A 22,691-nucleotide genomic window follows, 5' to 3' on the forward strand; every position below is an offset into this window, starting at 1 on the left:
CCGTCAGAGCGCATCCGCAATTGTCAGCGCCTTGGTCAGCACCCAAAATGACCCGTTGCCCTGCGCCGAGCACCGTTCGCCATAGGCGTCGGTCACCTTCCTTCCGAAGCGGCTGTAGTTCCAGTCGCCGCTGAGGCAGGTCCCGCTCCGGTTCTTCAGTCTGATCTTCTGCCCGCTGACGACCCATGCCATCTCGATGTCGTTGTGGGGTCCGCGGTTGCCACAGGTCTGCAGAATCAACTTGCTGCCATAATGATAATTCCGTTCGGCGCCGCGGAAGAATTCGTCAGAAGAAACATGCCGGGTTCGGTCGATGTATTTCGGCTTCAGAGCGAGACACTTTCCGGCGTGTTGCGCGCTTCGGATCAGGCCGCTGTCCTTGTCGTAGAGCCAGTTCTTGGAATTGTTGTTCCGGGTTTCCTCGCACAGCACCTGCTTTACCTGCGTGCCATCCGCGATCGTGGCGTCAACGGGGCTGAGGCACCAGCCATCCGTCTGCAACGAGTAGCGTTTCATGAGATGCAGGCCCTGCATCGATGTCGGATCGGCCGGCCTGCCATCATAGGTCCTGGCGCTCAGTCCGTTGCCGGGGTGCGGCGGCACCAACGGCGGCTCCTTGATCTCACATCCGCTTGAGGCGGGATTTGCGGCACACGCCGTCAGTGCCGCGAGTTCGGCTCTGGCGATGCCGCGCCGCCATGCCTCGCACCGGTCGTCCCCACCGGAGATGCAGTCGTTGCTGATCACGTCGCGGATCTTGCCGACCATGAAGTCGTCGTAGGTGCTTTGCGTGGGTGACGGCCTGCGCGCGCGGAGGCTTTGCGATGTGCCGCTTGCCAGCGCGTTCACGCGGCCGATCCGGTAACCATTGCCCTCGGCGACGGCCCCGATGCCATGACAGCCGGTACAGCCATTGTCCCCGGCCCCGACCCAGACGACATCGTTGTTGCTGTTGAGCGGCCTGTACTTCTGCGTCTGATAGATGTCCGGCAGCAGCGGCTTGGTCACATCGTGCGCAATGCCCCGGCGCGAAATCGTCTTCTAGCCTGCGGCAATCCCGTAAAAATCCTGCAGCGCGAAATTGTAGTGGGGCGATCGCACGAATGCATTGTTGGTGTGGCACCCGGTGCAAATGTCGTAACCGCTGAACTTGCCCCAGAATTCCATGCCCTCCGGTTGCATCGCCGCCGGAATCTTATGGTCCATCGGGATCTCGGGGACCGGACCGGACGCGAAATATTGATAGAAGCACGTGTTGCCGGTGGCACGGTCATGCTGGATGACGGCAATGTCCTGGAACGTCAGCTTGTCCTGATCGGCGACGCCGCTGACAACCTGAACCTCATCCACGCCGGTTTTCTTGCGGCACGAGAATACGATGTCGACGCCAGTGCTCCCGCTGCCGCGCGACAGGACACCCAGCCGGCTGTCGACCACGCATCTGCCGTTCAGATCCTCGGGATGGGCACACATCTTGTGGCTGATGTGCTTTGGCACGATGAACCCGTCAGCGCATGAAAATGCGGGAACCTGAACGGGTATCGTGAGGCATGCCGACGATCTTGCGGCGAATGCGGTGATTTCTGCAATCGAAACCTGCGCTCCGCCCGCCGCCGGCAGAGCGACGGTCAGCGCAATAATCAAAGCCAAAAATCTCATGACAATTTCCAAATGCTATAATAAACGCTCGGATATTAACATGAATTAAGGTCAGGTGGCGCATCTGCGACAATTTGTGGTGGTGCCGGCGCTGGCTTCCGCCTACCAGCTTTCGCCGCTGACCATGCCGCGCAAGGCGCGTTTCAGCGGCAGCATCAGCACACGGTGCTTCTCAACCGGCCCCGGCAGCATGACGAGGTGCGCGGCAGGCTCGAAACCGGACGGCCCGTAGAAGGGCGGATCGCCAACGAGCACGATGGCCTCGGCGGCCGTCTCCCGCGCCGCTGCAATGGTGCGCAGCAAAAGCGCCCGGCCGATCCCCTGCTTTGCGGCAGTCTCCGCGACCGCGAGCGGCCCCAGGATGTAGGCGGGCGAACCGCCGATCCGCACCCGGCTTTGCCGGATCGCGCCAATCACCAGCCCGCGCCGCTCCGCAACGAAGCTGACGTCGATGTCGTGCGGATCGTCCCCGCGCAGGCGGTAGGCCGTGCGCGTCAGCCGGCCGGGGCCGAACGTGACGCGGTAAAGGGCTTCAACGGACGGGAAATCGCGCGGCAACTCGGGCCGCAACAGCACATCAGGGGGCATGGGACGCTCGACAACGGACGGACGGGCAGCCGGTTGGCTGGACGGAACCAAGGTCAGTCGGGGCGTCGTCGGTGCGTCATGGGACGGGCTGATAGCATGGGGGAACACAGACAGGCAACGCGCAGCAATGCCGTTCGATCCATCGGACGGGCAGGCCGGCGGCTCAGGCGGCGGCACGGCCTTCTTCTACCGCGTGGCAGGCGACGGCGCCCTCGCCCGCCGGCAGGAGCGCCGGCACTTCGGTGCGGCATCGGTCGTTTGCCAGCGGACAGCGGGGGTGGAACGGGCAGCCGGACGGCGGGTCGATGGGGTTGGGAATCTCGCCCGTTACCGGCGTTCGGGCGCGGCCGGACATGTTGAGGTCCGGCACCGCATCCAGGAGCATCCGGGTATAGGGGTGTTTCGGATCTGAAAAGAGCTGACGGCCCGGCGCGATTTCGGCAAGTCGGCCGAGATAGAGCACGCCGATGCGGCTTGCCATGTGCCGCACCACCGCAAGGTCGTGGCTGATGAAAAGATAGGTGAGGCCGAACTCTTCCTGCAGGTCGCGCATCAGGTTGAGGATCTGCGCCTGCACCGAAACGTCGAGTGCGCTGGTGGGCTCGTCGCAGACCAGAAACGCCGGGTCGGAGGCGAGGGCACGGGCGATGCAGATCCGCTGGCGCTGCCCGCCGGAAAATTCGTGCGGAAATTTCGTGCCGTCGCGCGGATCGAGACCCACGGCCGTGAGGAGCGCGCCGACCCGCTCCGCCACGGCATCGCCCTTGTGGAGCCCGAAGGCGCGGATCGGTTCCGACACGATGGCATCCACCCGCATCCGCGGGTTGAGGCTGGCGTAAGGGTCCTGAAAGATCATCTGCATCCGGCGGCGCAGCGTGCGCACCGCGCGGGTGTCCGTGCCCATGGTGACACCGTCGATGGTGATTGCGCCGCCATTGGCGCCGATCAGTCCCACCACAACCTTTGCGATGGTGGACTTGCCGGACCCCGATTCTCCCACCAGCGCAAACGTCTCCCCCCGGCGGATGGCAAACGACACATCGGTGACCGCATGAAGAAGCTGGCGCGGCAGACGCTCCACCACCCGGTCGAGCCAGGGGGCCGACACGTCGAAGGTCTTTGACAGGTGCTCGACCCTGACGAGGAGGTCGTCGTCGGAAGGGGCGCTCATGCGGCGGCCTCGCGCTCATGCTCGTGGAGCCAGCAGGCTGCGGCGGACGCGCCCACCGTGATCAGCTCCGGCCGCTCCACCGTGCAGCGGTCGAACACCTTGGGGCAGCGCGGGTTGAAGGGGCAACCGGGGGGGATGCGGTCGAGCCGCGGCATGGATCCCGGGATCTGACGCAGGCGCGCATCCGCGTGGTCGAGCTTGGGGATCGAGCCCATCAAGCCCACCGTATAGGGATGCAGCGGCTGCTGGACGACATCGCGCACGGGGCCGATCTCGGCAATACGCCCGGCATACATGACGGCAACGCGGTCCGCCGTTTCGGCAATGACGCCCATGTCGTGCGTGATCAGCATCACCGACGCGCCGTGCTCAGCGCACATGCGCTTGAGGACGTTGATGATCTGCGCCTGAACGGACACGTCGAGCGCCGTGGTCGGCTCGTCCGCAATCACCAGCACCGGGTCCGCCGCAAGTGCCAGCGCAATCACCACGCGCTGGCGCATCCCGCCGGAGAACTGGTGCGGATAGGCATCGATCCGCCGGCGAGCTGCCGGAATGCCCACCTCGTCGAGGAGGGCGATGGCGCGGTCCTCGGCGGCCTTGCGGCCAAGGCCCATGTGGGTCTGGATCGTTTCGGTGAGCTGGCGTCCGACGGTGTAGAGCGGGTTGAGGCTGGTCAGCGGGTCCTGGAACACCATGCCGATCCGCCGGCCGCGGACCTTGCGCATTTCCTGCGGCGAAAGGTTGTCGATCCGCTCGCCCTGCAGATGCACTTCGCCGCCGGCAATGCGGCCCGGCGGGTCGAGAAGGCCGATGATGGATGTGCCGGTGATGGACTTTCCGGCACCCGATTCGCCTACGACGCCAAGCACTTCACCGGGCGCGACATCGAAGGCGATGCCGTCGATGGCGGTCAGCACACCCTTGCGGGTGGGAAACTCCACCCTGAGATCGCGCACGGAGAGGACGGGGGTGGCGGCAGGTGCGGTCATGGGCGGCCCCTGATGTCGTCGCGGATGCGGGCAATATGGGCCGGCAGGACGCCGCAGCAGCCGCCAACCATGGTCGCGCCGCCCTCGATCCACGCACGGGCATGGGCGGCATAGACGTCCGGCGTCATGTCGACGCGCAGGCCGCTGTGGTGGATGGTTTCGCCCGAGCCGTCTTCGGGGGCAAGCGGGACGAAGGCGTTGGCGTAGGCGCCGAACGGGCGCGTTCCGGCCGCAGCCTTCAGCTCGGCGATGGCCATGTCCACGGTTTCGGGCGCGGTGCAGTTGATGAGAACGGCCTCCGCACCGCCACCCACCAGCGTGACCGCATCGGCCAGACGCTCGCCGCTGCGCACGAAGGGCGGCCCGGTCTCGTTCAGCGTGAAGGCGACCCACACCGGGCGCCCCGTGGCGCGCGCCGCCTTGACCGTGGCGATCGCCTCGGTGGAGCTCGACATGGTCTCGCACAAGAATAAGTCGACATAGGGCGCGAGGGTGAGGGCCTGTTCGAGCACCTCGCGCTCGATCACCTCCGCCGGCGGTGCCGCGGACGGCACGTAGGACGCCCGCACCGGGCCCAGAGACCCTGCAATCAGCGCGGCGGGGTTCACCAACTCGCGCGCCGCTTCGGCCGCCGCAACGGCCGCGCGGTTGGCCTCGCCGAACATTTCGCCCACGCCCTGCATGTTCATCTGCCAGCGGCCGAGTGCGTAGGTGCTGGCGGTGAGCACCTCGGCCCCCGCCTCCAGAAACTCGGCGTGAAGGTCGCGCACCACATCGAAATGGTTGAGCGCCGCAAGGGGGGACCAGTCCGGCCCTGTCATGCCGATGCGGCGATAGAGCTCCTCGCCCATGCCGCCGTCCATCAGGCGCACTGTCATCGTAGCCTCGGGTTCAGAGCGTCGCGCAGCCAGTCGCCAAGCAGGTTCACGGCCAGAACCAGAATGGCCAGCATCACGCCGGGAAACATGGTGATCCACCACTCGCCGGAGAACAGGAAGTCCTGCCCGATCCGGATCAGCGTGCCGAGCGAGGGCTGGGTGGAGGGAATGCCGACACCGAGGAAGGACAGCGTCGCCTCGGTGATGATCGCCAGTGCAAGGTTGATGGTGGCAATGACAAGCACCGGGCCGAGCACGTTGGGCAGCACATGGCGCAGCATGATGATCCAGGTGGGGAGGCCGATCAGCTTGGCGGCGAGCACATATTCCTTGCCCGCCTCCACCAGCGTGGAGCCCCGCACCGTGCGCGCATACTGCACCCAGAACGAGAGGCCGATGGAGAGGACCAGCACATAAAACGCGCTATCCTCCCGCGTGAGGCTCGGGAAGAGGCCGCGCGCCGTCCCGTCGATCAGGAGCGCAATCAGGATCGCCGGAAAGGTCAGCTGCACATCGGCGGTGCGCATGATGATGGTATCGACGAAACCGCCGAAATAGCCCGCAATCAGCCCCAGCGTTATGCCGAGCACCGCCGCGAATGCCACCGCAGCGAACCCCACACCCAGCGAGCTGCGCGTGCCGTAGAGGATCGCGGACAGAAGGTCCCGGCCCTGGTCGTCGGTGCCGAGGAGATAGTCCGGCGAGCCGCCCTCCTCCCACATCGGCGGAATGAGGCTGTCCATCAGCGACAGGGACGCAAGGTCGAACGGGTCGTGCGGTGCCACCCACGGCGCGAAAGCGGCCGCCAGAAAGATCACCAGCGTGACGGTTGCCGCCACCACCGCAAGCTTGGAGCGGATGAAGGAGTAGGCAATGTCGCTTCGGATGGCGCGGGTGACGAAGCTGCGCGGACGGACCATTTCGGCGGCTGCCGTGGCCTGAGCTTCGCCGTCGAGGGTTTCGGTGGGCTCTTTCATGCCGCGCGCCCCGTGATGCGGATGCGCGGGTCGACGACCACGTAAAGCACATCGACCAGAAGATTGATGATGACGAACAGGAAGGCCACCAGCATCAGGTAGGCGGCCATGATCGGAATATCGACGTTCTGCACCGCCTGGATGAACATCAACCCCATGCCCGGCCACTGGAACACCGTTTCGGTGATGATGGCGAACGCAATCACCGAGCCAAGTTGCAGGCCCGTGATGGTGATCACCGGCACCAGCGTGTTTTTGAGCGCATGGCCGAAGTTGATGGCGCGGGCCGTGAGGCCGCGCGCCCGCGCAAAGCGGATGTAGTCGGCCCGCAGCACCTCAAGCATTTCGGAGCGGATCAGGCGCATGATCAGCGTCATCTGAAACAGGCCGAGGGTGATCGACGGCAAGATGAGCGCCTTCAGGCCGCTGACGGTGAGAAAGCCCGTTGTCCACCAGCCAAGGTCGACCACCTCCCCCCGGCCGAACGAGGGCAGCCACTGGAGATTTACCGCAAAGACGAAGATGAGCAGGATGCCGACCAGGAATGGCGGCAGTGAAATGCCGATGAGCGACACCGAGAGGAACACGTTGGAGAGCGCCGAGTTGCGCCGCAGCCCCGTGTAGACGCCCATGGGGATGCCGACGAACAGCGCGAAGATCACCGAGACCAGCGACAGCTCCAGCGTGGCGGGAAGGCGCGAGCCCAGAAGGTCGGAGACCGGCTGCTTGAACTGGTAGGAGACGCCGAAATCGCCCTGCGCGGCCTTCCCGAGAAAGCGGCCGAACTGGATGACGATGGGCTCGTTGAGGCCAAGCCGCTCCCGCAGCGCCTCACGCTGTTCGGGGGTGGTCTCGATGCCGACCATCTGGTTGATCGGATCGCCCACGAACCGGAACAGCAAGAACGCGATCAGCGATACGACGACCATCACGATGACGGCCTGAACGAGGCGCCTGATGATGAAGGCGATCATGGCGAAACGCCCCTAGCTCCAGAGAAAAGGGTCGCAAGGCCGCTGATGGCGAAAATCCGTGCCAAAAACGCGGCGATCACGATTGAATGCAGTTCAGTGAAAAGACCCATGGTGGCGGGGCGACCGTAGCCGCCCCCGGCCCTTGGCTACTTGTTGACGTGGTAGAGCATGAGCTGGTTGTCGGCGCGCTGCACGACGTCGACGTCCGATGCCTTGCCCCATGCCAGACCCTGCTGGTGCAGCGGAATGTGCGACACCTCGTCGTTGAGGATCGTGTAGGCCTGCGCAATCAGGTCATCACGCGTGGTGGGGTCGTTCTCTTCCAGGATCTTGGCCGCCAGCGCGTCCACTTCCTCGTTGCAATAATTCCCAAGGTTGAACGCGCCACCTTCGGTGCCATCCGCATTGCGGCAGCCGTTGAGGTTGGCAATCACGTTCCAGCTGTCGAACGAGCCCGGCGTCCAGCCCAGGAGATAGAACGAGGTATCGAACCCGCCGGAGGCGAGGATCTTGGCGAAGTACTGGGACTTCGGCTGGGCGTTGAGGTCGACCTTGACGTTGATCTTGGCAAGCATGGCCGCCACAGCCTGGCAAATCTGCTCGTCGTTGACGTAGCGGTCGTTCGGGCAGTCCATGCCGACGGTGAAGCCGTCCGGATATCCGGCCTCTTCCATCAGCGCCTTGGCCGCCGCAACGTCGAACGGGTAGCGCTCGAACTCGTTTGATCGCGCGAACAATGCCGGCGAGATCATGAGCGCTGCCGGGGTCGACAGGTTACGCATGATCTTCTGCTTGATCGCCTCGATGTCGATCGCCTGGTAGAAGGCCTTGCGGACCCGAACGTCCTTGAACGGGTTCTTGCCCTTGACGTCGGACGTGGTCAGCTCGTCGCGGTCCTGGTCGAAGCCGAGGAAGATCGTGCGCAGCTCGGGCCCGGTCATTGCCTCGGTGCCGGGGTTCGATTCCACGCGCTTGATGTCCTGCACCGGGATCGGGAACACGAGGTCGAGTTCACCCGACAGGAGCGCTGCAACGCGCGTGGCGTCCTGCCCGATGGGCGTGAATTCCACGCTTTCGATGTTGAAGTCCTTGTTGTCCCAGTTCCACCAGTCCGTGTTGGGTTCGTAGATGGTGCGCACGCCCACTTCGTGGCTGGCAACCTTGAAGGGACCGGTGCCGTTGGCGTGGAGGGACGCGTAGTTGGGGCTCTCGTCGGACGCGGAGGTGACCTTCACCGCGTCGTTTTCCTCGGTCCATTCCTTGTCCATGATGCCCCAGGTGTCCCACTCATAGTGCAGGATCGGGTTGGGGCTCGTGAGCTTCACTTCCACCGTATAGTCGTCCACCGCGGTGAACTCGGCGTCAGCCGGAATGCGGGTCAGAAGGTCGGACCCTTCGGATCGGACGCGATTGGCAGAGAACACCACGTCATCTGCGGTGAAATCGTTGCCGTTCTGGAATTTCACGCCCTCACGCAGCTTGAAGCGCCAGGTGGTGTCGTCGACAACCTCCCAGCTCTCGGCGAGACCGGGGATGATGTTGAGGTCACCGTCCCGCCGGGTCAGCCCTTCGTAGACGTTGCCCAGCATGGACAACGTGAAGGTTTCGTTGAGCGAATATGGGTCGAGACCCTTCAGCTCGCCCTGGAAGGCGAACTTGAATGTCGCGTCGTCGTCCTGGGCGAGAGCGGCGCTGCTGAAGGCAGCGAGTGCACATAGCCCCAGTAGGTAGCGGTTCATCGATGATGCTCCTGGCTTCGCGTGCGCTTACTTAAACGCATGCCTGATATGCGCTGACAGTAAGCAAAGGCTGTGCCTGCCGTCCAGAAGAGGCTGCCGCCAGCGCGTGCGCTTTTGCTTATTTGAGGACGGAAAGATCTATGGTCGCCACGTCGCGCAGCAGCTCGATGAACCGGTCGGCATGGTAATCGGCCAGTTCACGGCCCATTTCCGCGGTGCCGCGGGTAGCATCGCCGACCACGCCGTAGGGGTTGAGGTCGCCCGATTTCCACGCAAACGAATGCGTGCCGTGGATGCGCAGATGGGTCTGCTCGGCCACCAGTTTCATCTGCTCGCTCTCAAAATTCTGCAAATGCTCGTCGCGAACAAGCTCCGGCCGGAAATGGCGGACCAGCGCCGTTTCCAGCGTCCCGCCATGAATGCCGATGTGGCGCTCGTGGTCGTCGATCACCCCCTTGTCGCCGAACCGCAGCCAAGCGGTGGAGACGGCGAGAATGTCGAACCGCACCCGCAGCTCGCGCGTGATGATGTCCAGCATCGACGTGTTGCCGCCGTGGGAGTTGACGAACACGATCCTGCGAATCCCGGCACGCGCCGCGCTCGCCCCGATCTCGAGCCATGCCTTGATGGCGGTTTCCCAGGTCAGCGTCAGCGTGCCGCGGTAGCTGATGTGCTCGTTGGACTTGCCGATGGTCTGGATCGGCAGGAACGTCGCCGGCACGTCGGCCGGCAAACGGTCGACCACGGTCTTCACCATGCCCTCGCCCAGAATGGTGTCGGTCCCGACTGGCAGGTGCGGCCCGTGCTGCTCGATGGCAGCGGTGGGAATGACGGCGACCCAACCGCTTGTATCAACGGTGAAATCGGGGGACGTCATGTCCGCCCAGTAGGGTCTTGGATGAGCCATTGCCGCAGCCTTTCTCGTCAACGCGCGTCTTCAGCGTGTGTTGATCCTCGGCTGCGGACGGGTCAACCCCCGGCAGCCTGTGGCGGCAGCGCGGCAAGGGCCTCCACCTCCACCACAAATTCCTCGCGCGCAAAGCCGGTGACGATCATCAGCGTTGAGGCCGGGGCGGGATCGGCCACGAACCGGTCCCGTGCGGCCATGTATCCGGCGAGGTGCTCGCGCCCCGCGACATAGGCGTTGATCCGCACCAGCGCCCCCATGTCCGCCCCCGCTTCGGCAAGGATTGCGGCGATGTTTGCAAAACAGCGCTCGGTCTGTGCTTCGGCGCCGTCCGCCACCTTCTCGTCCGGCCCGATGCCGAGCTGGCCGGACATCACCAGGAGCCGCATCCCGGCCGGCACCTCCACCGCATGGGCATAATTGGCGAACGGGCGGCGAATGGTGCCGGGTGTCAGGTATTTCATGGCGCATATCTCTTGGAGGGCCTGCCGTCCGGCACGGCACCGGCACGACTCTTGCTAATTTTTGATGCACGGATGGTGCCTTGCCCACCTAATCAACAGGTGGTGCCTTGCACCGCAATAGGCCGGTGATATCCATGCCGGCACGAGCCATTGAGGGAGAACGACCATGACTCGCATTGCCCTGCTCGCCAGCGCTGCGATCTTCGCAACGCTTGCACCTGCCGCTGCGCAGGACCTGACACCGGTTACATTCGGCACCAACTGGCTCCCTCAGGGAGAGCACGGCGGCTACTATCAGGCCATTGCCGATGGCGACTATGAGGCTTGCGGTCTGGACGTGACGATCGTGCCGGGGGGTCCGCAGGTGAACAACCGGGCGATGCTCCTGGCCGGCCGCATCCAGTTTCACATGGGCGGCAACCTCCTCCAGGCCTTCTCCGCCGCCGAGCAGGACATTCCGCTGAAAGTGGTCGCGGCGCATTTTCAGAAAGAGCCGCAGATCCTGATGAGCCACCCTGACGAAGGCTTCGACACGTTCGAGAGCCTGAAGGATGCGACGCTCTTCATCGGCGATCCGGGCTTCCAGTCCTACTATCAGTGGATGATCGACCAGTACGGCTTCGAGGCGTCGCAGCGGCAGCCCTATACGTTCAATCCGGCACCGTTCATCGCCAACAAGAAGTCCGCGCAGCAAGGCTACGTGACGTCCGAGCCATTTGCCGTGGAGCGTGAGGGCGGCTTCAAGCCCAACATCTTCCTTCTGGCCGACTATGGCTTCGACAGCTACGCGACCACGGTCGAGACGATGGCCGACACGGTGGAGAACTCCCCCGAAGTCGTCCAGTGCTTTGTCGATGCCTCGGCCAAGGGCTGGTACAAGTACATGTACGGCGACAACAGCGCAGCCAACGCGCTGATCCAGGCCGCAAACCCGGACATGACCGACGAGCAGCTGGCCTTCTCGCATGATTCCATGATGGAATTCGGCATTCTGGAATCCGGCACAGCGGAGGCGGACGGCATCGGCGCGATGACCGACGAAAAGTTCACCTCCTTCCATGACAAGATGGTTGCCGCCGGCGTCGTGCCCGATGGTGTCGACATTTCGGACATCTACACGCTCGAATTCGTGAACAAGGGTGTCGGGCTCGACATCAAGAAAGAGCTGACTGGCCAATAGGAAAGAGAGCGTCGATGCCAACGCCAATCATCACCCTGAGCGGCGTCGGCAAGACGTTCGAGAACGGCACGCGCGCGCTGGAAAAGGTCGACCTTTCCGTCGCGCGCGGCGAATTCCTGTCGCTGCTCGGCCCGTCGGGCTGCGGCAAGTCCACCATCCTGCGGCTTGTGGCGGGGCTCGACACACCGACCGACGGCGACATCCGGGTTGCAGCAACGGCGCATTCGGTCGGCTTCGTCTTCCAGGAGCCGACGCTGATGCCGTGGGCCCGCGTATTCGACAATGTGTGGCTGCCGCTGCGCCTGGGTGGCCTCACCCGCAAGGGCGCCGAAGAGCGGGTGATGGATGCGCTGGAAAGCGTCGGCCTTGCCGATTTCCGCGACGCTTACCCGCGCGAGCTTTCCGGCGGCATGAAGATGCGCGTTTCCATCGCCCGCGCACTGGCGACCGACCCGGAGATCCTCCTCATGGACGAGCCGTTCGCCGCGCTGGACGAGATCACCCGCTTCCGCCTCAACGACGATCTGCTGCGGCTGTGGGAGGCGCGGAACTGGACGGTGCTGTTCGTCACCCATTCGGTGTTTGAAAGCGTCTACCTGTCCACCCGCATTGCGGTCATGACCGGACGGCCCGGCCGCATCGCCGCCGAGGTGGGCGTGGACGAACCCGCCCCGCGCAGCGAAGCCTTCCGCACCTCCACGCGTTACGGCGATCTGGCGCGCGAGACATCCACCGCCCTGCACGAGGCAATGGCAGCATGAGCGCAGCCGACACCACAGGCGCGACCCCGGCCGAGGACGGCACCGCCCTGCCCGCCGCACCCAACCGGGAAGCGGCCCGCCACCGCCGCGAAAAGATGCTGAAGATCGGCCTGCCGCTTCTGGTGCTGGCGGCCTTTCTCATCGGCTGGGACATGCTCGTCACCATCAACGAGATCCCGCAGTACATCCTGCCGCGCCCGCAGGTGGTGGCACAGACGCTGGTGACGGACTGGCCGATCCTCGGCCCGGCACTCCTCAACACGCTGATGATCACGCTGGCGGCACTGATGCTCGCCACCCTTGGCGGCGTTGCCCTGTCCATCGCCCTCACCCAGTCGCGCATTGTGGAATATTCGTTCTTCCCCATTGCGGTGGTGCTGCAGGTGACGCCGATTGTCGCCATCTTCCCGCTGATCAACATCTATGTGGGCAACATCTTCGCAAAGCTTCTGCTCTGCGCGTGGATCGTGGCGTTCTTCCCCATCCTGTCCAACACCACGCTGGGGCTGAACTCGGCCGACAGGAACCTCAGGGACCTTTATCGGCTCTACGGCGCCACCCGCTGGCAGACACTGCGCTACCTGAAGATCCCGTCCGCCATGCCCTATTTTCTGGGCGGCCTTCGCATTGCCGGCGGGCTTGCGCTGATTGGCGCGGTGGTGGCGGAATTCGTCGCCGGCTCGGCCGGGGTCGGCACCGGGCTCGCCTCGCGTCTGATCGAAGCCGGCTACCGGCTGAACAACCCGCGCCTCTTCGCAGCCCTCATCCTGATTTCGGCCACGGGCGTGGTCATCTACGTGATCCTCAGCCTCGTCTCGGCGAAGATCCTCGGCAAATGGCACGAAAGCGCCATGAAGGAGCGCCGTTGAAACTGACCAACGCTGCCGTCCCGGCCCCGCTTCTGGGCGCTGCGGGAGACGGCATCTCTCTCGTCGACATCGTCGTCGATGGTGAAACCATCGCCTCGGTCACGCCCGCAAGCGGCGAAGCGGGCGATCTCGACTGCGCGGGCGGCATGGTGGTGCCCGCGTTCGTCGACCTCCACACCCACATCGACAAGGGGCACATCGCCCCGCGCACGGCCAACCCGGACGGAACATTCCTCGGGGCACTCAACGCGGTGCAGGCGGACAGGAACGCCAGCTGGACCGCAGCCGACGTTGCCGCCCGGATGGAGTTTGCGCTCCAGTGCGCCTACGCCCACGGCACCGCGGCGCTGCGGACCCATATCGACAGCGCCCCGCCGCAGGACGATGTTTCGTGGCCGGTGTTCGCCGAGATGCGCGAGCGCTGGGCGGGGCGGATCACCCTTCAGGGCTCCAGCCTCATCGGCATCGATTCGCTGCCGGAAGATCTGGCGCCCCTGTTTGACAAGGTGACGGCGTTCGGCGGCATTGTCGGTGCCGTGCTTTACCCCGTGCCGGACCTCGTCCCGCGCCTGCGCGCGTTGATGGAAGAGGCCGAAACGCGCGGCCTCGACATTGATTTTCACGTCGACGAAACGCTGGACCCGGCGTCCAACGGCCTTTCCGCGGTGGCGGCGGAGGCAACGCGCATCGGCTTTTCGGGCACCGTCACGTGCGGCCACTGCTGTTCGCTGATGACCATGGATGACGCTGTTGCGGACCGCACGCTGGATGCCGTCGCCGCAGCCGCACTCGCCATCGTGTCGCTCCCCATGTGCAATCTTTACCTTCAGGACCGCACGCCGGGTGGCAAACGCACCCCGCGCATCCGCGGCGGCACGCTGGTGCACGAGATGGCGTCACGCGGCATCAAGGTCGCGATCGCGTCCGACAACACGCGCGACCCGTTCTATGCCTATGGCGACCTCGACATGATGGAGGTCTGGCGCGAGGCCACGCGCGTTCTCCACCTCGACCACCCGGTGGGACAATGGCCGCTGGCCTTCAACGCAACGCCGGCAGCCATCATGGGCCTCGCCGACCGCGACGCCATCGGCCCCGGTGCCCCGGCGGATCTGGTCCTGTTCAAGGCCCGCCGCTACGACGAGCTGTTTTCGCGCCCGCAGACGGACCGCACCGTCATCCGCGCCGGCAAGGTGCTCGATTGCACGCTGCCGGACTATGCGGCGCTGGACGAGACGCTGCGCTAGCTGGCTGCCCCGCCGGGCGGCGCGAAGTGGCACGAATGGGCCTGCCGGGTCGGCAGGATCGTGCTCATGGTGCAGGTGCCTGCGCTGTTGTCCACAGGCCAGAGGTATGGTGAGACGACGCCGTTGCGCCCGCGCGCAGCAAGAAGATCGCGCCACCGGGGCTCCCAGCGCGAGCTGATGATTCCGCCGGACTGGTTGCCGCCCAGAAGCCGGTAATCGCGATCGGGGTGATCCCGCGCCTCGCGGGTCACGCGGCCGCCCGGCGCGTGCGGCAGATCGCGCTCATCATCCAGAAAGGCGACGTGGCTCCCGAGGTTCGCGCCCCGCTCGGCAAGGACGACGATGCACCCCCGCCGCGGCACTTCCAGCGCATCGAACTCCCAGTAGCGCCGGTTGGCAAACGAGTTGGCGCCCGCGCTGCCGGTGTGACTGTAGCCGGCCGTGTGAAGACACCAGTTGACGAATGCGGCACACCAGTCGCCGTCCTTCCAGCGTGCCTTGTCGCGCTCCTGGCCAAAGGCATGGGTGCGCCCGCCCCAGCGCGGTGCCGCCAGAAAATAAGCTTCGTCCCACTCCGTCTCGCTCTCGGTCGAGCCTGACGCTTCCCAGCGCAACCGCTGGAAATTGGCAACCTGGATCCACAATGGCCCATCGCCATGCACCTCCGGCGCCTCGAGTATCGGTTCTGCCGCGGCCACCGCAGCCTCTGTGCCGGCGCCCGTCCCTTGCCCGAGCCACGCCGGGATCGGCACCGGGGCGCCCGGACCGACAGGGCCGAGCGCTGCGCTGAGCCTGCGCCAGCTCTGGGGGCCGAGCTTCCCGTCGCTGGTGAGTTCGGGCTGCTGGGCGGCCTGCCAGTCATGAATATGGCGGGCAAAGGCGGTGGCACTCACCGTGCCGGTTGCAAAACCGAGATGAACGGCGATGCGCGGATACGCATTGCGCCAGCCGAGGAGCCGCGCTTTGCGCCGGTTATAACGCGCCGCGTCAATTGCGGCAGATTCGGTCAACACCATTTTTCAAAATCCTACGCAAACAATAAAAAGAATAGATGCGTACGGCATCCGGACGGCACAACCGGCGCCGCCGAAAGTGATGTGCCGCCGGCGGCTCACGACACGAATTACAGGAGGCAGAGGGCGGCGGGGGCAGCGCTTGCGCACAGCCCCGAAAGACGGATACGAGTGCGTGAGCCGCTGTTCACATGCGGGGTGCGACACAGACAGCCACGCAGAAACCGGCGTTCACGCACGGGTTTCCGCGCAGAACGTCTTGCGTCCCGCTGTGAACCCGTTATTGAGCACCCCAAGACGTTAGCATCCCGAGGACACCGCCCCATGGCAAACGCAACCGGACAAGTGCAACAGGTGATCGGCGCCGTCGTGGACGTGAAGTTCGACGACCAGCTGCCTGCCATCTTGAACTCGCTCCACACCGACAACAACGGCCAGCGCCTCGTCTTGGAGGTGGCTCAGCACCTGGGCGAGAACACTGTCCGCACGATCGCCATGGACGCCACCGAAGGCCTCGTGCGCGGCCAGGAAGTGATCGACACCGGCTCCCCCATCGAAATGCCCGTGGGCGCCGGTACGCTCGGCCGCATCATGAACGTCATCGGTGAGCCGATCGACGAAGCCGGCGCGGTGGACTACAGCGAAACCCGCCCGATTCACGCCCCTGCCCCGTCCTACGTCGAGCAGTCGACCGAGTCGGAAATTTTGGTCACGGGCATCAAGGTGGTCGACCTCCTCGCCCCTTACGCCCGCGGCGGCAAGATCGGCCTCTTCGGCGGCGCCGGCGTCGGCAAGACCGTGCTGATCCAGGAGCTCATCAACAACGTCGCCAAGGCGCACGGCGGTTATTCCGTGTTCGCAGGCGTCGGTGAGCGGACCCGCGAAGGCAACGACCTTTACCACGAGATGATCGAGTCCGGCGTGAACAAGGCCGGCGGCGGCGAGGGCTCCAAATGCGCCCTGGTCTTCGGTCAGATGAACGAGCCTCCCGGCGCCCGTGCCCGCGTTGCGCTTTCCGGCCTCACGGTCGCCGAGCACTTCCGCGACGAAGGCCAGGACGTGCTGTTCTTCGTGGACAACATCTTCCGCTTCACGCAGGCCGGCTCCGAAGTGTCCGCACTTCTCGGCCGCATCCCCTCCGCCGTGGGCTATCAGCCGACGCTGGCGACCGACATGGGCGCCCTGCAGGAGCGCATCACCACCACGCAGAAGGGCTCGATCACGTCCGTGCAGGCCATTTACGTGCCCGCCGACGACCTGACCGACCCGGCGCCTGCAACGTCGTTCGCCCACCTTGACGCGACGACCACGCTCAACCGCTCGATCGCCGAAAAGGGCATCTACCCGGCCGTTGACCCGCTCGACTCCACGTCGCGCCTCCTCAACGCCGCCACGCTCGGCGAAGAGCACTACAAGACCGCCCGTGACGTGCAGGAAGTGCTGCAGCGCTACAAGTCGCTCCAGGACATCATCGCGATTCTCGGCATGGACGAGCTGTCCGAAGACGACAAGCTCACCGTGGCCCGCGCCCGCAAGATCGAGCGTTTCCTGTCGCAGCCCTTCCACGTGGCGGAAATCTTCACCGGCAAGTCCGGCGTGTTCGTCGAACTCGCCGACACCATCAAGGGCTTCCGCGGCCTGGTCGACGGCAAGTACGACGACATGCCGGAAGCCGCCTTCTACATGGTCGGCACCATCGAGGAAGCCACCGAGAAGGCCCAGCAGCTGGCTGAAGCGGCGTAAGCTTGGTGGCTCTGCCCATTGTCCCGTGCTGCAAGACGTTCGCGGACGTCCTGACTGGTCCGGGCAATGGTGCGGAACCGACAATCTTTATGGACGACAACAACGTGCCGACCATGGTGATTTCGATGGTCGACACTCCGGGCGGCCTTGGTCTTTACGACCACGCCGTCCGCTTCTGCCCTTTCTGCGGCACTGAGATTCGGACCGCAGCCGAGACCAAAGCGAAGGCGACATCCTGATGGCCACATTCCACTTCGAGCTTGTCTCTCCCGAGGCGCTTCTGATCTCCGGTGAGGTCGAGCAGGTGACGCTTCCGGGCTCGGAAGGCCAGTTCCAGGTGCTGCCGAACCATGCACCGCTGCTGGCGCTGCTCGGCCCCGGTATCGTGGAAGTCTCCGGCGGTGACGTCGAGACGCAGCGCATCTTCATCAACGGCGGCTTCTGCGACGTGAACCAGCAGGGCTGCAGCGTTCTGGCCGAAGCCGCCGTCGGCGCCGCCGATGCAGCACCGCGCGTCGACGAGATCATCGCCGATGAAAAGGCGTCCATCGAGAAGCTGGAAAACGCCTCCACCCGTGACGAGCTTGACCGCCGCATCGCAACGCTGGAAAGCGTCCGCGCCGCGCTGTAATGCGCCGCAGGGCGGCCGATGGAGACCACAATGCGCCTTCTCACCGCCGCATTCGCCACTGCCCTTATCGTCCTGCCCGCCAGCGTTCTGGCGCAGAACACCGCGCCGGCTGACGGCGCTGCCCCTGCCCCGGCCGAGACCGGTGCAACTGCCGAAATCGAGCGCATCCGCGCCGATTTCCGCGCCCGTTTTGTGGATTATGATCTGCGGCTGAAGGCGCTGGAAAGGCGCATCGAAGCCCTGGAGAGCGGCAAGGCCACGCCTGCCGCGGCAGCGTCAGAGCCCGAAACCAACCCCCAACCCTGACGATCCGCCGGCACATTGCGGGATGCGGCCATCGTGATTTCGTGAGGCGAGGCAAAGCCCCGCCCCACAGATCTCATTCGGCCGCGAGCACCGGCACGGACGCTGTGGCTGCAGCCGCATCGCGGCCCGAGCGGCCTTCTTCGATGCGGGCATCAATGGCTTTCAGCACGGTCTTGGAGAACGGGCCGAGGTGCGCGTAGGCGGCCAGCGACAGGAACACTGCGTCGAACGCGGCAGAGCCCTTTTTCAGCCCGTGCAGCAAGGTGCCCCAATAAAGGCGCTTGCCATCCTTGGCGACGATGCCGAGCGCCCAGCACAGCCGGACCACGAACACGAGGTTCTTCACGACGCCGGAGCGCATGGAGTCGAGGTTGGCGTGCTCGAACTTCATCAGGTCCGTCATCCGCCGCACGCGCTTGTGATACGCCTCGGGCGTGTAGCTGCGGGCAACGACGGTGCGGAAGTCCTTCAGGATTTCTTCGCGCGGGCGCTGGGTGTCGAAGTTGAGGCCCAGGGTACACTGGTCGACCGTGCCGAACCGGGTCGCATCCTCAAAACTCATCTGGGGGTACATCCGGCCCTCTTTTTCAAGGCGCCGGCTGAGCTGCGTTTCGGGCAAGGCATATAGCAGCCCCACCATGGCCACCGGAATCGCGGCCTCCTCGATGAGGTCGGCCACAGCGTCGCCGACGGCGCCCTTTTCCTCGTCGAACCCGACGATGAAGCCCGCCAGCACGGACATGCCGTGCTCGTAGACGCGATGAACGCTCTGCGCGATGTCGCGCTTGGTGTTCTGCTTTTTCTGCGTGGCTTTCAGAACGTCCGGATCGGGGCTTTCGATGCCGATGAAGACGCCGAGGAAACCGGCCTTGGACATCATGGTCATGAGGTCCGAATCGTCGGCAAGGTTGAGCGAAGCCTCGGTGGAGAAGTCGAACGGGTTGCCGTGGTCTTCCTGCCACTTGATGAGATGCGGCAAAAACCCCTTGATCGCCTTCTTGTTGCCGATGAGGTTGTCGTCGACAAAATTGACGTGGCCGCGATAGCCGAGATCGTAGATCGCCTGCAGCTCTTCCAGGATCTGCTCGTTGGTCTTCGTGCGCGGCTTGCGGCCGAACAGCTCGATAATGTCGCAGAACTCGCACATGAACGGACAGCCGCGCGAATATTGCACAGTCATCTGCAGATATTTAGGGCGGTTCAGCAGGTCGAACCGCGGGATCGGCGAGGCGGTCACGTCGGCCTTGAACTTCTCCGCATCGAAACGGGCACCTTCCGAGCCGGCACGCCAGGCTTCGATGAACTGGTCGATGACGCTTTCCGCCTCGCCCACCACCAGAAAGTCCACATGCTCGTAGGCGCTCGGGGTGGACATGATGTCCGGTCCGCCGACGCAGACCTTCTTGCCGAGCGACTGAGCCCAGTCGATCATGTGCATCAGATCGATGCGCTGCGGCAGCATGCCGCCGGTCATGACGAGGTCGACTGCCAGAATGTCGGCCTCGGTCACCTCCTCGATGTTGCGGTCCATGATGCGCACGTCCCACTCGGGCGGAAGCATGGCGGCAACAGTCGCAAGACCCAGAGGCGGCATCGGATATTCCGCGCCGTACATCTGCGATGTGGTCTCGAACGACCAGAACGACCCCGCCATGAAAAGCGGGTGTACCATCAAGACCTTGGGCGGATCGAGGCGAGGCACCAGACCGGCTGGTGCCTGGATCGCTCCGATTTGCGCGTCGACTACGCTCATACTTCGTCCCCAGTGTTGCCGAACCATATCGCTTTTACTGCACTGCGTCACGCGCTGCGGCCCTCGGCGCGGAACGATGGTCATAATGATATCTTTATATCATTGCGTGAGGGGCCATCCGCCCCTATACAGCGCCCAACGCATCCGAAGGGAACAATATCCATATGGCTATCGACGCCGCCAACTACATCGTCAAAGACATCGAGCTCGCCGACTATGGCCGCACCGAAATCGGCATGGCCGAAGTCGAGATGCCGGGCCTGATGGCCGTGCGCGAAGAAAATGCGAAGGCGCAGCCGCTGAAAGGCGCGCGCATTGCCGGTTCGCTGCACATGACGATCCAGACGGCTGTGCTCATCGAGACGCTGGCAGCCCTTGGCGCCGATGTGCGCTGGGCCTCCTGCAACGTGTTCTCCACGCAGGACCACGCCGCAGCCGCCATTGCCGCCGCCGGCATTCCGGTGTTCGCCATCAAGGGCGAAACGCTCCAGGAATATTGGGACTACGCCGACCGCATCCTCGACTGGGGCAACGGCGAAACCTGCAACATGATCCTCGACGACGGTGGCGACGCCACCATGCTCGTCATGCTGGGCGCCAAGGCCGAGACCGACGAATCGGTCCTCTCCAGCCCCGCCAACGAGGAAGAGGAAGCCCTCTTCGCCACGATCAGGAAGCGCATCGCCAAGGACGGCACCTTCTATTCGCGCTGCCGTGACGCGATCCGCGGCGTGTCCGAAGAGACCACGACGGGCGTTCTGCGCCTCTACCAGATGGAAAAGAAGGGCGAACTCCCCTTCCCGGCCATCAACGTGAACGACTCGGTCACCAAGTCGAAGTTCGACAACAAGTATGGCTGCCGCGAATCGCTGGTGGACGCCATCCGCCGCGGCACCGACGTGATGATGGCCGGCAAGGTCGCCATCGTGTGCGGCTACGGTGATGTGGGCAAGGGTTCCGCCGCTTCGCTGGCCGGTGCCGGCGCCCGCGTGCTGGTGACGGAAGTCGACCCGATCTGCGCGCTTCAGGCCGCGATGGACGGCTTCGAGGTCGTCACGCTGTCCGATGCGGCTCCCCGCGCCGACATCGTCGTTACCGCGACGGGCAACAAGGACGTCCTCAACGTCGACGACATGCGCAAGCTGAAAGACATGGCGATCGTCTGCAACATCGGCCACTTCGACAACGAGATCCAGGTTCAGGGTCTGCGCAACATGAAGTGGAAGAACGTCAAGCCGCAGGTGGACCTCGTCGAGTTCCCCGACGGCAAGCGGATGATTCTTCTGTCCGAAGGGCGCCTGGTGAACCTCGGCAATGCGACGGGGCACCCCTCGTTCGTGATGTCCGCGTCGTTCGCGAACCAGACGCTGGCGCAGATCGAGCTTTGGAACAACGCAGGCGACTACAAGAACAAGGTCTACGTCCTGCCCAAGCACCTCGACGAGAAGGTGGCCGAGCTTCACCTTGCCAAGCTGGGCGCAACGCTCACCAAGCTGTCCGACGAGCAGGCCGCCTACATCGGCGTCGGCCAGGACGGACCGTTCAAGTCCGAAGCCTACCGCTACTAGGCTGATGACAACCGGATTGCCGTTCACGCCGCTGGCGGCGTCCTTGCCGTCCAGCGTGCCGTTTGTCGGCCCCGAGACGCAGGAGCGGGCGCGCGGCGCTCCCTTCCGCGTCCGGCTTGGGGCCAACGAAAGCCCGTTCGGCCCCTCCCCTGAGGCCATTGCGGCCATGCAGGCCGCGGCCGGCGAGGTCTGGAAATACGGCGATCCGGAAAATCACGATCTGCGCGAGGCACTCAGCGCCCACCACGGCGTCGCCCCCGCGCGGATCGGCATTGGCGAAGGCATCGATAGCCTGCTTCAGATCATCGTTCGTCTCTTCGCCGGTGACGGCACCCCGGTCGTCACCTCGAAGGGCGCCTACCCGACGCTCCTTTACCATGTGGCCGGCTTTGGCGCGGCCCCCGTCCTCGTCCCCTACCGCGACGACCGCGAGGACCCGGACAGTCTTCTGGCTGCCGTTCGCGAAACCGGCGCACCGCTCGTCTACCTCGCCAACCCGGACAACCCCATGGGCACGTGGCATGGCGCGGACGCGATCGCACGCTTTCTGGACGCATTGCCCGAACCCACCATTCTGATGCTCGACGAGGCCTACGGCGAGTTTGCGCCCGTTGCAGCCTGCCTTCCCATGGATTTTGCGCACCCGCGCCTCATTCGCCTGCGCACATTCTCCAAGGCCTATGGCATGGCCGGCGCCCGGATCGGCTACGCCATCACCTCACCCGAAATTGCCACCGCGTTCGACAAGGTGCGCAACCATTTCGGCGTCAACCGGGTGGCGCAGGCAGGCGCGCTGGCAGCCCTTGGCGACGGGGCGCACCTTTTGCGCGTCATTGCCGAAGTTTCGGCCGCGCGCGACGCCATTGCCGAGATTGGCGCCCGCCACGGCCTCCGCGCCATCGACAGCGCCACCAACTTCGTCGCTCTCGACACCGGGCAAGGCGGCGATTTTTCGCGTGCCCTGGTCGCTTCCCTCGCCGCAGAAGGCGTTTTCGTGCGGATGCCATTCGTGGCGCCGCAGGACCGCTGCATTCGCATCAGCGCGGCGCCTGCGGCCATGCTCGCCGTGCTCGATGAGGCCCTCCCCGCGGCCCTCGATGCCGCCAGGCAACGGATGCCCGCCAGCTGAAGCCAGCCGCGCGCCGTCCCCCTTCATCCGCAGCGGGAAAGAGTTTCCACAGCCGGGTGAAAAAGCCGGTGGCGCGCGCTTGCAATCATCCGGCCCCAAGGCTACAGAAGCGCTCCACGGGGCGCTGCCCCGCGCCGCTCCA

23 protein-coding genes are annotated in these 22,691 nt (G+C 64.8%); 10 read left to right on the forward strand and 13 right to left on the reverse strand.

The features are described 5' to 3' along the window. Positions 1–3: 3 nt before the first annotated feature. From RDV64_RS22330 to RDV64_RS22380, 11 genes are all read right to left on the reverse strand, one after another. Positions 4–1,008 (reverse strand): hypothetical protein, encoded by a 1,005-nt coding sequence (locus RDV64_RS22330; RefSeq protein ID WP_309197177.1) that lies wholly within the window; start codon positions 1,006–1,008, stop codon positions 4–6. 33 nt (positions 1,009–1,041) lie between these two features. Continuing rightward, a complete protein-coding gene (locus RDV64_RS22335; protein ID WP_309197178.1) occupies positions 1,042–1,497 on the reverse strand; it encodes a hypothetical protein in 456 nt (151 codons plus the stop codon). A gap of 264 nt (positions 1,498–1,761) precedes the next feature. Further along, positions 1,762–2,247 (reverse strand): N-acetyltransferase, encoded by a 486-nt coding sequence (locus RDV64_RS22340; protein ID WP_309197179.1) that lies wholly within the window; start codon positions 2,245–2,247, stop codon positions 1,762–1,764. Positions 2,248–2,410: 163 nt separating this feature from the next. Then, on the reverse strand, positions 2,411–3,418 hold the full coding sequence (locus tag RDV64_RS22345; protein ID WP_309197180.1) for an ABC transporter ATP-binding protein: 1,008 nt from the start codon (positions 3,416–3,418) through the stop codon (positions 2,411–2,413). After that, positions 3,415–4,410, reverse strand: coding sequence for an ABC transporter ATP-binding protein (locus tag RDV64_RS22350; RefSeq protein ID WP_309197181.1), 996 nt, complete (start codon positions 4,408–4,410; stop codon positions 3,415–3,417). Before RDV64_RS22350 ends, RDV64_RS22345 begins: the two co-directional genes overlap by 4 nt. After that, a complete protein-coding gene (locus RDV64_RS22355) occupies positions 4,407–5,288 on the reverse strand; it encodes a homocysteine S-methyltransferase family protein (protein ID WP_309197182.1) in 882 nt (293 codons plus the stop codon). The genes RDV64_RS22350 and RDV64_RS22355 overlap by 4 nt, the downstream gene beginning before the upstream one ends. Then, entirely contained in the window at positions 5,285–6,208 is a 924-nt protein-coding gene (locus RDV64_RS22360) for an ABC transporter permease (protein ID WP_309199577.1), read from the reverse strand. Before RDV64_RS22360 ends, RDV64_RS22355 begins: the two co-directional genes overlap by 4 nt. Before the next feature lie 53 nt (positions 6,209–6,261). After that, the gene (locus RDV64_RS22365; protein ID WP_309197183.1) at positions 6,262–7,239 is read right to left on the reverse strand and encodes an ABC transporter permease; all 978 of its coding nucleotides are present in this window, start codon (positions 7,237–7,239) and stop codon (positions 6,262–6,264) included. Positions 7,240–7,385: 146 nt separating this feature from the next. Next, positions 7,386–8,978 (reverse strand): ABC transporter substrate-binding protein, encoded by a 1,593-nt coding sequence (locus RDV64_RS22370; protein ID WP_309197184.1) that lies wholly within the window; start codon positions 8,976–8,978, stop codon positions 7,386–7,388. A 118-nt stretch (positions 8,979–9,096) separates the two neighbouring features. Further along, complete coding sequence (locus RDV64_RS22375; protein ID WP_309197185.1) at positions 9,097–9,885, reverse strand: creatininase family protein; 789 nt, start codon at positions 9,883–9,885, stop codon at positions 9,097–9,099. A 62-nt stretch (positions 9,886–9,947) separates the two neighbouring features. Next, the gene (locus RDV64_RS22380; protein WP_309197186.1) at positions 9,948–10,349 is read right to left on the reverse strand and encodes a RidA family protein; all 402 of its coding nucleotides are present in this window, start codon (positions 10,347–10,349) and stop codon (positions 9,948–9,950) included. 166 nt (positions 10,350–10,515) lie between these two features. Here RDV64_RS22380 and RDV64_RS22385 point away from each other — a divergent pair, with 166 nt between their 5' ends. The 4 genes from RDV64_RS22385 to RDV64_RS22400 all read left to right on the forward strand — a co-directional run bounded on the left by RDV64_RS22385 (position 10,516) and on the right by RDV64_RS22400 (position 14,406). Continuing rightward, complete coding sequence (locus tag RDV64_RS22385) at positions 10,516–11,529, forward strand: ABC transporter substrate-binding protein (RefSeq protein ID WP_309197187.1); 1,014 nt, start codon at positions 10,516–10,518, stop codon at positions 11,527–11,529. A 14-nt stretch (positions 11,530–11,543) separates the two neighbouring features. Further along, positions 11,544–12,290 carry an ABC transporter ATP-binding protein gene (locus tag RDV64_RS22390; RefSeq protein WP_309197188.1) on the forward strand — a complete coding sequence of 249 codons (747 nt, stop codon included), beginning with the start codon at positions 11,544–11,546 and terminating at the stop codon, positions 12,288–12,290. A gap of 95 nt (positions 12,291–12,385) precedes the next feature. Continuing rightward, positions 12,386–13,159, forward strand: a complete 774-nt coding sequence (locus RDV64_RS22395) for an ABC transporter permease (protein WP_309199578.1) — start codon at positions 12,386–12,388, stop codon at positions 13,157–13,159. Then, positions 13,126–14,406 (forward strand): cytosine deaminase, encoded by a 1,281-nt coding sequence (locus RDV64_RS22400; RefSeq protein ID WP_375143782.1) that lies wholly within the window; start codon positions 13,126–13,128, stop codon positions 14,404–14,406. Before RDV64_RS22395 ends, RDV64_RS22400 begins: the two co-directional genes overlap by 34 nt. Here RDV64_RS22400 and RDV64_RS22405 read toward each other — a convergent pair. Then, on the reverse strand, positions 14,403–15,422 hold the full coding sequence (locus RDV64_RS22405) for a hypothetical protein (RefSeq protein WP_309197190.1): 1,020 nt from the start codon (positions 15,420–15,422) through the stop codon (positions 14,403–14,405). The genes RDV64_RS22400 and RDV64_RS22405 overlap by 4 nt on opposite strands. 321 nt (positions 15,423–15,743) lie before the next feature. Between RDV64_RS22405 and atpD the strand changes: the two genes are divergently transcribed. The 4 genes from atpD (at position 15,744) to RDV64_RS22425 (ending at position 18,099) form a co-directional block, all read left to right on the forward strand. Beyond that, a complete protein-coding gene (atpD, locus tag RDV64_RS22410) occupies positions 15,744–17,162 on the forward strand; it encodes a F0F1 ATP synthase subunit beta (RefSeq protein ID WP_309197191.1) in 1,419 nt (472 codons plus the stop codon). 89 nt (positions 17,163–17,251) lie between these two features. After that, positions 17,252–17,401 (forward strand): hypothetical protein, encoded by a 150-nt coding sequence (locus RDV64_RS22415; RefSeq protein ID WP_309197192.1) that lies wholly within the window; start codon positions 17,252–17,254, stop codon positions 17,399–17,401. Further along, the gene (gene atpC / locus RDV64_RS22420; RefSeq protein ID WP_309197193.1) at positions 17,401–17,793 is read left to right on the forward strand and encodes an ATP synthase F1 subunit epsilon; all 393 of its coding nucleotides are present in this window, start codon (positions 17,401–17,403) and stop codon (positions 17,791–17,793) included. Before RDV64_RS22415 ends, atpC begins: the two co-directional genes overlap by 1 nt. 30 nt (positions 17,794–17,823) lie before the next feature. Further along, positions 17,824–18,099: a hypothetical protein gene (locus RDV64_RS22425; protein WP_309197194.1), complete on the forward strand. Its 276-nt coding sequence runs from the start codon at positions 17,824–17,826 to the stop codon at positions 18,097–18,099. Positions 18,100–18,172: 73 nt separating this feature from the next. On the opposite strand, the gene RDV64_RS22430 is transcribed toward RDV64_RS22425, so the two are convergent. Then, positions 18,173–19,852: a B12-binding domain-containing radical SAM protein gene (locus RDV64_RS22430; protein ID WP_309197195.1), complete on the reverse strand. Its 1,680-nt coding sequence runs from the start codon at positions 19,850–19,852 to the stop codon at positions 18,173–18,175. A gap of 164 nt (positions 19,853–20,016) precedes the next feature. Here RDV64_RS22430 and ahcY point away from each other — a divergent pair, with 164 nt between their 5' ends. Next, positions 20,017–21,420 carry an adenosylhomocysteinase gene (gene ahcY, locus RDV64_RS22435; RefSeq protein WP_309197196.1) on the forward strand — a complete coding sequence of 468 codons (1,404 nt, stop codon included), beginning with the start codon at positions 20,017–20,019 and terminating at the stop codon, positions 21,418–21,420. Between the two features lie 4 nt (positions 21,421–21,424). Further along, the gene (locus RDV64_RS22440) at positions 21,425–22,549 is read left to right on the forward strand and encodes a pyridoxal phosphate-dependent aminotransferase (RefSeq protein WP_309197197.1); all 1,125 of its coding nucleotides are present in this window, start codon (positions 21,425–21,427) and stop codon (positions 22,547–22,549) included. Positions 22,550–22,691: the final 142 nt, after the last annotated feature.

The sequence above is a fragment of the Acuticoccus sp. MNP-M23 genome (assembly GCF_031195445.1).
Taxonomy (GTDB): Bacteria; Pseudomonadota; Alphaproteobacteria; order Rhizobiales; family Amorphaceae; genus Acuticoccus.